General features: G+C 63.1%; 11 protein-coding genes. 4 read left to right on the plus strand and 7 right to left on the minus strand.

What is annotated here, in order from left to right:
• Positions 1-166: 166 nt before the first annotated feature.
• Complete coding sequence (locus F757_RS0130120) at positions 167-1,555, plus strand: FAD-binding oxidoreductase (RefSeq protein WP_027214575.1); 1,389 nt, start codon at positions 167-169, stop codon at positions 1,553-1,555.
• Between the two features lie 199 nt (positions 1,556-1,754).
• Positions 1,755-2,345, plus strand: a complete 591-nt coding sequence (locus F757_RS0130125; RefSeq protein ID WP_027214576.1) for a BPSL1445 family SYLF domain-containing lipoprotein — start codon at positions 1,755-1,757, stop codon at positions 2,343-2,345.
• A gap of 159 nt (positions 2,346-2,504) precedes the next feature.
• Here the strand turns inward: F757_RS0130125 and F757_RS0130130 are convergent, their stop codons facing one another.
• Entirely contained in the window at positions 2,505-3,044 is a 540-nt protein-coding gene (locus tag F757_RS0130130; protein WP_027214577.1) for a YbaK/EbsC family protein, read from the minus strand.
• Positions 3,045-3,243: 199 nt separating this feature from the next.
• Between F757_RS0130130 and F757_RS0130135 the strand changes: the two genes are divergently transcribed.
• Both F757_RS0130135 and F757_RS0130140 read left to right on the plus strand, forming a co-directional pair.
• Positions 3,244-4,575 (plus strand): YihY/virulence factor BrkB family protein, encoded by a 1,332-nt coding sequence (locus F757_RS0130135; protein WP_027214578.1) that lies wholly within the window; start codon positions 3,244-3,246, stop codon positions 4,573-4,575.
• A gap of 392 nt (positions 4,576-4,967) precedes the next feature.
• Entirely contained in the window at positions 4,968-6,134 is a 1,167-nt protein-coding gene (locus F757_RS0130140; RefSeq protein WP_027214579.1) for a porin, read from the plus strand.
• 134 nt (positions 6,135-6,268) lie between these two features.
• On the opposite strand, the gene F757_RS0130145 is transcribed toward F757_RS0130140, so the two are convergent.
• The 6 genes from F757_RS0130145 to pdxR all read right to left on the minus strand — a co-directional run bounded on the left by F757_RS0130145 (position 6,269) and on the right by pdxR (position 13,474).
• Positions 6,269-7,141, minus strand: a complete 873-nt coding sequence (locus F757_RS0130145) for a proteasome-type protease (RefSeq protein WP_027214580.1) — start codon at positions 7,139-7,141, stop codon at positions 6,269-6,271.
• A gap of 386 nt (positions 7,142-7,527) precedes the next feature.
• Complete coding sequence (locus tag F757_RS0130150) at positions 7,528-8,328, minus strand: transglutaminase family protein (protein ID WP_027214581.1); 801 nt, start codon at positions 8,326-8,328, stop codon at positions 7,528-7,530.
• A gap of 10 nt (positions 8,329-8,338) precedes the next feature.
• Positions 8,339-9,289, minus strand: coding sequence for an alpha-E domain-containing protein (locus F757_RS0130155; protein ID WP_027214582.1), 951 nt, complete (start codon positions 9,287-9,289; stop codon positions 8,339-8,341).
• Positions 9,290-9,428: 139 nt separating this feature from the next.
• Positions 9,429-10,838 (minus strand): circularly permuted type 2 ATP-grasp protein, encoded by a 1,410-nt coding sequence (locus F757_RS0130160; protein ID WP_027214583.1) that lies wholly within the window; start codon positions 10,836-10,838, stop codon positions 9,429-9,431.
• 392 nt (positions 10,839-11,230) lie between these two features.
• The gene (locus F757_RS0130165) at positions 11,231-11,683 is read right to left on the minus strand and encodes an HU family DNA-binding protein (protein ID WP_025596741.1); all 453 of its coding nucleotides are present in this window, start codon (positions 11,681-11,683) and stop codon (positions 11,231-11,233) included.
• A 315-nt stretch (positions 11,684-11,998) separates the two neighbouring features.
• Positions 11,999-13,474 (minus strand): MocR-like pyridoxine biosynthesis transcription factor PdxR, encoded by a 1,476-nt coding sequence (pdxR, locus tag F757_RS0130170; protein WP_027214584.1) that lies wholly within the window; start codon positions 13,472-13,474, stop codon positions 11,999-12,001.
• Positions 13,475-13,543 lie beyond the last annotated feature (69 nt).

A 13,543-nucleotide genomic window follows, 5' to 3' on the forward strand; every position in this document is an offset into this window, starting at 1 on the left:
CTCGCAGGAAATGGCTAGCAGAACGCGGGTTTACGTGTGTTTGACTCCGTCGATCAGCTTCGTTTACTGGACGCTGAATCAGCCTGTCGATTTTCTTTCGGTCTGCTTCGGTCATCGACGGTGCTCGCAAAGCGCCCTCGCCCTCACAACATTCAGGAGACAAGCCATGCCTCAAGTGCCGAGCAGCGCCATCGACGAATTGAAAACCGCAATACGTGGGCAACTCGTGCTTCCCGAAGATGCGGGCTTCAACGAAGCGCGCAGCATCTGGAATGCAATGATCGACTGCCGTCCCGCGATGATCCTGCGCTGCGCCGGTGTCGCCGACGTGCGTCGCGGCGTCGCCTTTGCGCGCGCTCACGATCTGCCGCTTGCGCTGCGCGGCGGCGGTCATAACATTGCCGGCAGCGCACTGTGCGAAGACGGCCTCGTGATGGACTTTTCGCGGATGAAATCGGTGCGTATCGATCCTGTGGCGAGACGCGCGTACGTCGAGCCTGGCGCGACGCTGGCCGATTTCGATCATGAAGCGCAAGCCTTCGGGCTCGCCACGCCGCTCGGCATCAATTCGACTACGGGCGTCGCGGGTCTGACACTGGGCGGCGGCTTTGGCTGGCTCAGCCGCAAATATGGCATGACGGTAGACAACCTGATTTCAGCAGACGTTGTCACCGCCGAAGGCGAGTTGCTTCGCGCCAGCGCCGAATCGAACGAAGATCTGTTCTGGGCGATTCGCGGCGGCGGCGGCAACTTTGGCGTGGTGACTTCGTTCGAGTTCGCACTGCATCCTGTCGGCCCGATGGTCTACGGCGGACTCGTGGTCTTTCCGTTCGCTCAGGCAAGGGACGCGCTCGTCAAATATCGCGCGGCGTCCACGCAGATGCCCGACGATCTGAGCGTGTGGGCGGTTCTGCGGCTCGCGCCGCCCCTGCCCTTCCTGCCCGCCGAGGTGCACGGCCAGCCGGTGGTTATCTTCGCGAGTTGCTACACCGGGCCGAGCGCGAACGGTCCGGCAGCGCTCGCGCCAGTGAAGACATTCGGCACGCCGGTCGGCGAACATCTGGGCGAAATGCCTTACGCGATGTGGCAACAGGCATTCGACCCGCTGCTCGCGCCGGGATCGCGCAACTACTGGAAGTCGCACAACCTCGCCGGCATCGACGACGGTCTGATCGACGCGCTGCTTCAGTCGATTGAAAACCTGCCTTCGCCGCAGTGCGAGATTTTCTTCGGGCAGATCGGCGGACAGACGCAGCGGGTGCCCGTCAATGCGACGGCCTATTCGAGCCGCGATACGCAATATGCGATGAACGTGCACGGCCGCTGGGACGATCCTGCCGACGACGAACGTTGCATCGCCTGGGCTCGCGCATTTTTCGGCGCGGCAGCGCCTTATTCGCTCGGCAGCGTGTACGTGAATTTCATGACGCAGGAAGAAGAGAGCCGTGTGGCCGACGCTTACGGCCCGAACTACGAACGGCTGGTCGCGGTGAAAGGCCGCTACGACCCGCAGAATGTGTTTCGCCACAACCAGAACATTCGCCCGTCCATGTGAGGTTGAACAGCGAGGAGTCGGCCCGCCGGGCCCGCGCGGACTCCTCGCCTCGCCCTCTCATGGGTCTCTGCGCGGCCGGCATGAGTCAGGCACGGCAAATGCTGCTTTATCATAGACTCCGGTCATATTGGCCGGCGTCACAGCATTACCTTTATTCGATAAAGAAAAACCGCCTCGATAACGTAAAAGGATAACTCTCATGCGCAGACGACAATTCATCACGACGGCCGGCGCGGCTTTCGCAACAGCAGGCCTCGGCCTCGCCGGTTGCACCACCACGTCCCCGTCTTCGAGCGCATCGGCGTCCGCCAACGCCAACAAGCGCGACACGATCAATGCGGGAATCGACTCCACGCTTTCGCGTTTGTACGCGAATGTCGGCGGCTCGCGCGAACTCGTGGCCAAAGCGCGCGGCGTGCTGGTGTTCCCGTCAGTGATTTCGGCGGGCTTCTGGGTGGGCGGCCAATACGGCGAAGGCGCGCTGCGCGTAGGCGGTCGCACCACCGGCTACTACAGCACGGTGGCAGGATCGTTCGGCTTGCAGATCGGCGCGCAATCGAAGGCGCTTGTGTTCCTGTTCATGACGCAGGAAGCACTCGACAAATTCCTTAACAGCCAGGGCTGGGCAGCGGGCGCTGACGCGACCGTCGCCGTGCTCAAGGTCGGCGCGAACGGTGCGATTGACACGTCCACGGCAACCAGCCCCGTGGAGGCATTCGTCCTGACTAACGGCGGGTTGATGGCCGGCGTGTCGCTGGAAGGCACGAAGGTCTCGCGCCTCATCATCTGATCTTGCTGAAGCCGCGCGGCGGCTTTGCCGACCGCGCGGCGTGATGGCCTCGCGGGCGCGCTCAACGCGGCGCGCCCGTTTCTGCACCTGCTTCTGTACCCGCTTCTGCGCCCGCTTCGCCAGTCGTTGCGCCAGTCACTGCGCCAGTCACTGAGCAGCTCATTGCGCCGCGAGCGTCATCTGCGCGACTTCGCAACGCGGCCACTGACGCAACACGTCCGGCGCAAGCAGCAGCTTAGCGGCGCGAATGCCGGCCCCCATCACGATCTGCGTGCGCTCCATCACGGCCGTATCGACAAGAATGCGCCAGTCCTCGGGCAAGCCGAAAGCCGTAATGCCGCCGAACTCCATTGCGCTCAATTCGACCGCCAGTTCGCGCTTCGCAAACGAAAGCCGCTGCGCGCCAAGCGCCGCCTTCACTGCGCCGTTGATGTCGAGCCGCAAAGACCCGAGCGACACGAGCGCCGCGTAATGCTCGGCACCGTCCTTCTTGTAGCGCACCACGATCGTATTCGCGCAGTCCTCGAGACCGAAGCCATAGCGCGCGCTGAAGGCGGCGGTGTCCGACGCGTCGTCGGCGACGGAAAAAACCGTGACGCCCTGTTGCGGCAACTGCGCAAGCACTTGCGCCGGCAAACACGCGGCGAGTTGCTCGGCGGGAATCACATCCAGCTGTTTCAAGGCTTCGTGAGAATGCATGGCTGTTATTGGATGAAGACGATGGAAAGGGCCATCGCATTCTAGCGGCCCGCACGGCTCGCCGCATGGGCGCGCACGTGGCACGCTTGCTATAGTCACAGGCACAAGGTTTGCGAACCACACATGACGAAGGCTGCGTCTGGCCAGCCGAGCGGCTTGCGCACGCCGACCGGCGCCCATTCCCATCCGGACTTCGACCATGGACATCGATACGCTTTCCGCCGAGAACCTCCAGCACGTAGCGCGCACGCAGGCCAACTGGGCGATCGGAGCACTCAAGCAGTTCTCCGAAAACCGTTGCACCGCGATGGCGGCCAGCATTGCGTTCTACGCTGCCTTTTCTCTCGCGCCGACGCTCGTCATGGTGATCGCAGTGGCCGGCTGGTTCTTCGGCGCCGAAGCCGCGCGCGGCGAATTATTCGATCACATTCACGGACTGCTCGGCGACCAGGCCGCGGCAGGCGTGCAAACCATCGTCGAGAACGCGCATCACAGCGGCAGCGCAGGCGGCGTCGCGGCCATCATCTCGTTCACGATGCTGGCGATAGGTGCATCGGCCACGTTCTCGTCGCTCAACAGCGCGCTCAACGTCGTCTGGCCGTACACGGGCCCGCGCACCTCGAGCGTGATCGCGCTCGTGCGTGTGCGGCTCATCTCGTTCGGGCTGGTACTAGGCGTCGCCTTTCTGCTGATCGTTTCGCTCGTGCTCGATACGGTGATCACGTTTATCGGCAAGTGGCTGTGGGGCGACTCGCCTTACGTGGTGATCGGCAATCTGCTGCAGCTTGGCGTCGGCTTGCTGGTGCTCGCGTTTGCGTTCGCCGGGCTCCTCAAATTTCTCCCCGACGCAAAGGTGCGGTGGCGCGATGCGCTGGTTGGAGGCGTGGTTGCGGCCGTGCTGTTTTCGGCAGGCAAAAAACTGTTCGCGCTCTATCTGGCGCACGCCGGCATGGCGAGTTCGTTCGGCGCGGCCGGATCGCTCGCCGTGCTGCTGATGTGGCTGTACTTCTCGGCCGCCGTGCTGCTGCTCGGCGCGGAGTTTTCGGCAGCACGGGGCCGGCTCAACGATCCGCGCGGCGGTTGGGGCGTGCAGGCGGATTCGCCGCCCGGAAGCCGCGCGAAGCTGGCCTCCGTGCTGGCGGCGTCGACGGTTCCGGCGAGCCCGGCATTGCATGCCGGGGAGCGCAACGTCCATCCGCTCGGGCATGTGCAAGTTTCCAGCACCGGCAGCGCGCTTTCCACGGAGAAGCGCGGCGCTTCGTCCGTCTTCGAACTGAGGCGAACGCAGGCGCGCAAAAAAGCGTCCGTAGTGGCGACGGCGGCCAAAGTCGGGCGCTCGGTGATCTCCGCGGAAGCGCAGGCGACCCATCTGGCCGCGCTCACGCTGCTCGGCGCGAGCCGCAAGGCAGTGGCAGCGGATCGCTACGTGCGCAAGCACCCGTGGAAATCGGTCGCGTTCGCGGCAGCCGCGGGCCTCGCGGCTGCCAGCATGGCCCGGCACGCGCGCTCGCACGACACCGGGCAGGAATGACTGGATCCACCGTCGCGCCGCACCTTGCTGGTGCGCGTGGATCACAATCGCCGATGCCTGTCTAGTCTGCTTTTCGGCCAATCCTCATCGCCTTGCTCTAACGCAGGCAAACTGATGCGTCGCCGCTTAGACGAGTACATTACAATAACATTACAAATAAATGCCAAAAACGGGCAAGCTGAAACGTTTACAGTCAACAAAACAACAATAATGCCAATGTTACGAATCAATATTGCAAAAACAGAAACAATCCGCAATCTGCTTTAAATACAAGGCTTAGCGGCAATTGTAGGTTTTTGGCGACACTCTTTTTTTTCCAGTTCTTACCGATTGACGCGTGAGCTATTCTCCCTTCCGCAACAAGTAAACTAATCATCTGCGTGGAGAAATGGATGAAACGAATCGCACTGTCTACCCTCTCGCTGGCGCTGCTGGGCGCTACCGGCGTCGCACACGCTCAAAGCAGCGTGACCTTGTACGGCTTGATCGATGAATCGATCCAGTTCGCGCACAACACGGTCGACGCAACGGGCGCCAACAAGAACCAGGTTGGCCTGGTCGCCGGCAACCTGCAAGGCAGCCGTTGGGGCTTGAAGGGCACGGAAGATCTGGGCGGCGGTCTGAAGGCGATTTTCCAGTTGGAAAACGGCTTTGATCCGAACAACGGCCGTCTGGGCCAAGGCGGCCGCATGTTCGGTCGTCAGGCATATGTCGGCTTGACCGGCGACCAGTGGGGTACCGTCACGTTGGGTCGTCAGTATGACCCGCTCGTCGACCTGGTCCAGCCGCTGACGGCAGACAACTACTTCGGTTCGACGTTCACGACGCCGGGCGACGTTGACAACAACGACAACTCGTCGCGTACGAACAGCGCCGTCAAGTACACCTCGCCGGTGTGGGGCGGCTTCCAGTTCGAAGGCATGTATGCATTCGGCGGCGTGGCAGGTGCGACGGGCGCAGGCCAGACGTGGTCGGGCGCAGCAACGTATGCAACGGGTCCGTTCAGCATCGCTGCTGGCTACTTCCGCGCAGAAAACCCGCACACCACGGTTCCGACCCGTGCGGGCTGGGGCAGCACGTCTGACGGTACGTTCGACAACCAGATCAACGGCGCGTACGCCGCTGCGAAGTCGATCGGCATCGCTTCGGTTGCAATTCAATACGTAGCAGGCCCGTTCACGGCTAACGCACGTTACAGCAACGCACAGTACAAGCCGGACGCACAGTCGGGCTTCGGTTCGACCGAGAAGTACAACGTCGCAGGCGCGTACCTGGGCTACCAGGCAACGCCGGCACTGCTGGTTGGCGTGGGCTACACGTACACGAAGGCTAGCGGCGACGCGAGCGCAACGTATCACCAGGTTTCCCTGGGCGGCGACTACAACCTGTCGAAGCGCACGGACATCTACCTGGTCGGCGCATACCAGCACGCAAGCGGCGACCAGCGCGCTGCAAACGGCGCACTGGTCAGCGCAGGCGCAGCAGTTGGTTCGTACGGCTACAACTCGGCTTCCAGCTCGCAAGAAGTGGTCAGCCTGGGTATCCGCCACAAGTTCTAATTGAACTTGCTGAACTGCTGAAGCTCAGGCAGTTCGAAACCAGCCATGGGCGCAAGCCGGTGGCTGGTTTTTTTTCGTCGGTCGCTTTCGCACGCTTTAGCCTGCGGCAAAGGCGCACGACCTGGCGCCTGGCCCTAGCGCCGCTGCGCCTTGCCCTTGTCGGCCTCGGCAAGCGTCTGCGCCGGCTTCACATCGAATTCGTGCTCGACGCCGTCGGCGCCCACCGGCGCGCGACACAGCACTAGCGCCCGCTCGCCGTGCAGCGTCGGCACACGAGGCGACTCCTGCCAGTCCGGATCGGGAATCTCGCTGAACACCTGGCGCAGCCGCTCGCCCCACGTGCGATGAATCATCTCGAAGTAAGCGTTATCGTGATCGATCGAAACGAAACGCGTGACGCGCAACGCGTCCTTCTCGTAGACCAGCAGATCGAGCGGCAGCCCGACCGAAAGATTCGAGCGCAGCGTCGAATCCATTGAGATCAGCGCGCATTTTGCGGCTTCGTCGAGCGGCGTGGACGGCGTGAGCACCCGGTCGATAATCGGCTTGCCGTACTTGGCCTCGCCGATCTGGAAGTACGGGTTGACCGCCGACGCCTCGATGAAGTTGCCCGCCGCGTAAATCATGAAAAGACGCGGCCGGTTGCCCGCGATCTGCCCGCCAAGAATGAAGCTGCAGTTGAAGTCGACGCCGAATTCCTGCAGCGCCGCCGCCTCGCGCTGGTGTACCGAGCGCACCGCGCGGCCTATCACGCGGGCGGCGTCCGCCATGGTGGGTGCGTTCCACAGCGTGGGCTGCGACGCATCGCCGGGCTCGGACAGTTCGTGCAGCACGGCTTGCGTGAGCGACAGGTTGCCCGCGCCAAGGAGCACCAGCATGCGCTCGCCCGGCTGCTCGAACACCGACATCTTGCGCGCGGTGCTGATATGATCGACGCCCGCATTGGTGCGCGTGTCCGAAAGAAACACGAGACCTTCGTCGACGGTCATCGCTACGCAGTAGGTCATAGGAAAGGGTCCCGCAAAAAACAACTGAACGGCGCTATTGTAATGCGGCGCGGATACGCCTCTTTACCGTATTACGGCTGCTCTGGGTGGGTTCTTGATAGCGCTTTGCGTGCGGCGGCAGCGAGGCGGCCAGGCCGCGCCGGGCTGCTGCCAGCGTGTCGCCAGCCCGCAGGTTCTGTGTTACCTGCCGCGCCTTGTTATGGGACTTGTCAGGGCTTGCGGGGCTTATCTTGCCTTGTCTGGGCCTTGTTAAGACTTCTGGGGGGCTTGCCTGGATTCGCCTGCGCCTCGTTATGCGCCCCGCTGTACGCCCTGCGGCGCACCTCACTACACGCCTGGCGACAACGCTTTGACTACACGCCCCACCGCGCCGTCCTCCGCGCGAGCTACTGCCCCATCCGCGCGCTGACGGTCACCGACACGTCCAACCGCTCTTCCATGCCGCCGATCCGCCGCCCGCGCACTGGCGCCACGGCCTCGTAATCGCGCGCGACGGCGAGCCTGCAGTAGATCTCACTGGCGAAAGCGGCATGCGTGACGTCGACCGAAACCCAGCCCGTGCCGTCGAGCCAGACGTCCACCCACGCGTGGCTCGCCGCATGCGGCACGTCCCCCGGTTCGATGTAGCCGCTCACGTAGCGCGCCGGCACGCCCCGCGTCCGGCAGCAGGCGAGCATCAGATGCGCATGGTCCTGGCACACGCCATTGCCGAGCGCGAGCGCCTGCGCCGCGGTACTGGTCACTTCGGTAATGCCGGGGTTGTACCTGACCTTTTCGACGATGCGCTCGGCCAGCGCAATCAGACTCGACGCGCTGGCGAGCTCGGGCACCGATGCGGCCAGTTCGCGAATCGCACCGTCCGCCTCGGTCAGACGCGTCGCGCAGGTGAAGTGCTCAAGCGGAATCGGCCCGGCGTCGTCGGGCAGGCGGCCGTCTTTCAGGGCCATCGTGTCGACTTCGCCAGCTACGTAAAGGCGGATTTCGCGGTGCGGCTTGTTGATGACGAGCGTGTGCAGCGCGTTGCCATACGCGTCGAAGGCGGCGTCGAGCTTGCCCGGCGCGTCGATGCTCCAGCGCCGCACGACCTGCGAGGCGCCGCTTGCAGGCGTGAGCCGCAATTGCTGGATCGAGTAATGGACAGTCGCTTCATAACGATAGGACGTCTCGTGGCGGATCGTCAGGTGCATAGGAACTCCGTCAGGCGACTGGCAGCATGAGATAGGTACGTGCGACGAGATTGCCCAGCTCGAACACGCGAGCAAGGAATTGCGTCAGATACGCGTGCAGACCGGCTTCGAAAATCTGCCGGATGTCGGCATACAGGAGTTCGGCGCGCAGTTTGCCGGCGAACCGTTCGCACTGGTTTGAGCCCGAGGTGCGCAGCATCGCCAGATTCGCGCAGACGCCTTCGAGCGAAGCCAGCAGCGAGCGCGGCATCTGCTGGTTCAGAATCATCAATTCGACGACGCGCGCCGGCGTGACGACATCGCGATACACCTTGCGGTAGATTTCGAGCGCCGACACGGAACTGAGAATCGATGTCCAGTAATAGAAGTCCTCGAGTTGACGCGCGGCGTCGCGCGAATTCGGCTCCACGTCGGCAAAGCGCACGTCGAGAATGCGCGCCGTATTGTCGGCGCGCTCCAGAAACGTGCCCAGTTGCGTGAAGAAAAACGCGTCGTCCTGCAACGCGGTGCCGATCGTCACGCCGCGCGAAAGGTGCGAACGGAACTTCACCCATTCGAACAGCGCACCCGGATTCGCCATCGCCTGGCCTGACGAAATGCGCTCGTTGAACTCGAGCCACGTATCGTTGATGGTCTCCCACCATTCGGTCGTCAAGGTGCCGCGAACGGCACGCGCGTTTTCGCGCGCCGCGTGCAGGCACGAGTGAATGCTCGACGGATTAGCGGCGTCGGCCACCATGAAATCGAGCACGTGTTCGCGGGTCGGCTCGTCATAGCGCTGTGCGAAGGCGGACTCCAGCTCGGAGATGCGCAGCACCGAACGCTGCGCACGCGCCTCCTGCTCGGGCGTCTGCGGCAGCAATAGCGCCTTCAGGTTGATGTCGAGCATGCGGGCGGTGTTCTCCGCGCGCTCCATGTAGCGGGCCATCCAGAAAAGGTGATCGGCGGTGCGGCTTAGCATGACGGCGTTCCGTGTCTGATGACGCGAGACTGTAGAAAAAGAGGCTCGCGCTGGTTATCCGTATGCGCCGGCGGCTCTCATGCCTGCCCCGGCGCGCTGGGTTGCGGGCGCGGCTATCGGCGGCCGCGCGAGAACCGCGTCAGTCGACCATCCACGTGTCTTTGGTCCCGCCTCCCTGCGACGAATTGACGACGAGCGAGCCTTCCTGCAACGCCACGCGCGTCAGCCCGCCCGCGACCATGGTGACGGTCTTGCCCGACAGCACGAACGGACGCAGGTCGATATGGCGCGGCGCGATGCCGGCTTCGACGAACGTCGGGCAGGCGGAAAGCGCCAGCGTCGGTTGAGCGATATAGCCCGCCGGTCGCGCGATCAGACGTTCACGAAAGGCTTCGATTTCTGCCTTCGTGGAAGCGGGCCCGACGAGCATGCCGTAGCCGCCCGCGCCATGCACTTCCTTGACGACGAGCTCCGGCAGATGCGCGAGCGTGTACGCAAGATCGTCCGGTTTGCGGCACTGGAACGTAGGCACGTTGTTCAGGATCGGCTTCTCGCCCAGGTAGAACTCGATCATGTCGGGCACATACGGATAGATCGATTTGTCGTCGGCGATGCCGGTGCCCATGGCATTGGCGAGCGCCACACGTCCCGCGCGATACGCGGTCAGCAGCCCCGGCACGCCCAGTGCCGAATCGTTGCGAAACGCGAGCGGGTCGAGAAAATCGTCGTCGACGCGGCGATAAATCACGTCCACCCGCTTCGGCCCCTGCGTCGTGCGCATGAACACATAGTTGTCGTCGACGAACAGGTCTTTGCCTTCGACCAGCTCCACGCCCATCTGCTGCGCGAGGAACGTGTGCTCGAAGTATGCGGAGTTGTACATGCCCGGCGTCAGCACGACCACCACCGGGTCGTCGACGCCTTCGGGCGCCACCGAGCGCAGCGTATCGAGCAGAAGATCGGGGTAATGCGCGACCGGCGCAATGCGGTTTTGCACGAAGAGTTCAGGGAAAAGCCGCATCATCATCTTGCGGTTTTCGAGCATATAGGACACACCCGAGGGCACCCGCAGGTTGTCTTCGAGCACGTAGAAGTCGCCGTCGTCGCCTGCGCGCACCACGTCCACACCGGCAATATGCGCGTAAACACCGAGCGGCACATTGACGCCCTGCATTTCCGGCCGGTATTGCGCGTTGGTATAGACCTGCTCGGCGGGCACGATGCCGGCGCGCACGATCTTGCGATCGTGATACACGTCGTGGATAAACAGATTGAGCGCCTGCACGCGCTGACGCAAACCGGCTTCGAGCGTCTGCCATTCGCCACGCGGAATGATGCGGGGAATCAGGTCAAAGGGAATCAGCCGCTCCGTGCCGGACAGATCGCCGTTCACGGCGAACGTGATGCCGACCCGGCGAAACAGCAAGTCTGCTTCCGCACGCTTGCGTGCGATCGCTTCATTACCCTGCTTCGAGAGCCAACGCTCAAAGCGCGCGTAATGAGGCCGCACGGCATCGTCATGATGACGCATCTCGTCGTAGCATCGCATGTCACGCCCCGCTCTTGTTGTCGGATAGAAGGCGAATGCGCTGCGCATTCGGTGTTCGACTTCATTCAAGCAAGCGCTATGCCATTGAGCATTAGCGCGCTAAACCGGCAGACATGCACATGAAGCGCGCATCGCGGGGCGGGGCGCTTCCTTGCCATCGTACTGCCGGGGCACACGATGCGCTAGTACAGTGCATGCGCGGCATGTCCGATGCACCGCATCGAATGTCGCGGCTAAATGTGCAAGAGCGGCACAAGATCGGCGCAAGGGCCGCGCAAGAGCCGCACAACAGCCGGACGAAAAAAATCCCCGCGGATTTGCATCCGCGGGGATTTAGGCCACTTGCAGTGCGAGGCTCGAAGCGCAACAGCTCCGAGCCATGCACGAAGCGCTTAGCCTGCTGCAGCGTCCTTCAGCTTCTTCAGCGCACGTGCCTTGATGCGCACGCTAGCCGGCTTGGCCGGGAACCAGCGCTCTTCGCCCGTGAACGGGTCTTTGCCGAAGCGCTTCTTCTTGGCCGGCACGGCTTGCACGACGATCTTCAGAAGACCGGACAGCGTGAATTCGCCAGCGCCCTTCTTATGCACAGCGCCGAGGATCGTGTCTTCGAGCGCAGCCAGGACAGCCTTGGCAGCCTTCGGCTCGACCGCAGCGCGTTCAGCAACGTGTGCAGCCAGCGAGGCCTTCGTGAAGGTGTCCTTGATCGGCGACGGTGCGCTGGACGCCTTCACGGCGACCTTCTTAGCTGCGGGAGCTTTCTTCGCAGGGACTTTCTTTGCAGCAACCTTCTTGGTCGGTACCGGGGCAGCAGCCTTCTTGGCCACCTTTTTTGCGGAAGTCGGCATGTTTCTCCTACCTGTTGTGGTCAATGAATTGCACGAAGCGCACACCGTATGCGCACGCTTCAAGGCCGGATTCTACAAGCGCTGATGCGATTTGCGCGACTCTTTTGTGTATAACAGCGCAGGTTTGTTGCGCGGCGCAGACTGCCGGACACATTCTGAGCCTTGTTTCAGGGGCTAAACTGCTTTCGTGGACGTTGCATGAGCAACGCGTAAAGTGCGTTACAAGCGGTTTCAATCCCTGTGTAGCGGCATATTCTGAGCGCAGCTCAGTGCGCATGCCGACATTGCCGATACATTTTTAACGCTTTAGCGGCTCTAGGAAGCGACGCGTGGCAGGATGTCCGCCAGCTTCTTCATGGCAGCGTCGATGTGTTGAGCGGCTATGTTGCCGTAGCCAAAGATCAGACCGGCCTGCGGTTTCGCGCGCTGATAGAACGGTGCGAGCCCGTACAGACCAATCGACGCCTCGCGCGCGGCCGCCGTCACAGCCTGCTCGGTGAGCGGCGCCTTCAGGCGCGCCGCCAGGTGGATGCCGGCCGTCGGCACGATCGGCTCGAACCACGGCGCAAGCGAGCCTTGCAAATGCGCGAGCAGCATCGCACGCCGCGCCGCGTAGGTCTTGTGCATGCGCCTCAGATGCTTCGCGAAGTCGCCGTTCAGCATGAACGAGGCAAGCGCGGTTTGAGTAAGTGTGCAGCCGTGCCAGTCCGCGATCTGTCGTGCCTTGACAAGCGGCTTGAACAGCGAGGCGGGCGGCACAACGTAGCCCACCCGGAGCTCGGGGAAAATGGTTTTCGAAAACGTGCCCACGTAGGCGACCAGACCGGCGCGGTCGAGGCTTTTCAGCGGCTCCATGGGCCGGCCTTCGAAACGATACTCGCAGTCGTAGTCGTCTTCTATGATCACGGCGCCGCGTTTTTGCGCCCATTCCAGCAGTTCGACGCGACGCTCCAGGCTCATCGGCATGCCGAGCGGAAACTGATGCGACGGTGTGACATAAACGAGCCGCGCGTTGTCGGGCAGCTTGCCGACGATCAAACCCTCGCGGTCCACCGGCACATGCGCGACCCGCGCGCCGGTTGCGCTCAGGCAAGCATGCGCGGGCGGATAACCGGGATCTTCGATAGCCGCGACTTCGCCGGGACCGAGCGTGATGCGGGCGAGCAGATCGAGCGCGTGCTGCGCGCCTTGCGTGACGATCACCTCTTCCCAGTTGCTGGCCACCGCCCGATTGAACGCCAGGTAACGCGAGATCGCGAGCCGCAGTTCCTGCTCGCCCGCCGCGTCGCGATAAGTGCCGGCGCCGCGTGCCTGCGCACGCAGCGCGTGATTGACGCAGCGGCGCCAGACGTCGAAGGGGAACAGGGTCTTGTCGGTCGCCCCGCCGACGAAGTCCTGAACCGCCGCGACCGAAGGCCGCGGCGACGGCAAGCTGTCGGGCATCTGCTCCCAGAGCGGCTGGGCGCGAGCGGCGTCTTTCCTCGCCTTCGCACGTTCGCGCGACGACTGTGCCGCATGCGCATGAGGCGAGCGCTCGGCGGGCAGGCGCTCGAGACCGTCGGCGACGAATGTGCCCGAACCCGCCCGCGCGGTAAGATAACCCTCGGAAATGAGCCGCTCGAAAACGTCGAGCGTGGTTTTGCGCGACACGCCCAACTGCGTCGCGAGATCGCGCGTGGACGGCAGGCGTGTGCCTCCGGCCAGGCGCCCTTCGAGAATGCCGGCTCGCAGTTGCCGATAAATCTGCCCGGACAGATCGTGATGACCTTCAACGGCGATGTGAATTTCCATTCTGACTGGCTACCGGTGATGACCACGCCATGATACTTCCGCGTGGCCAGTTGCAAGCGCCGGTTGCAA

This window comes from Burkholderia sp. WSM2232 (genome assembly GCF_000472545.1).
Taxonomy (GTDB): Bacteria; Pseudomonadota; Gammaproteobacteria; order Burkholderiales; family Burkholderiaceae; genus Paraburkholderia.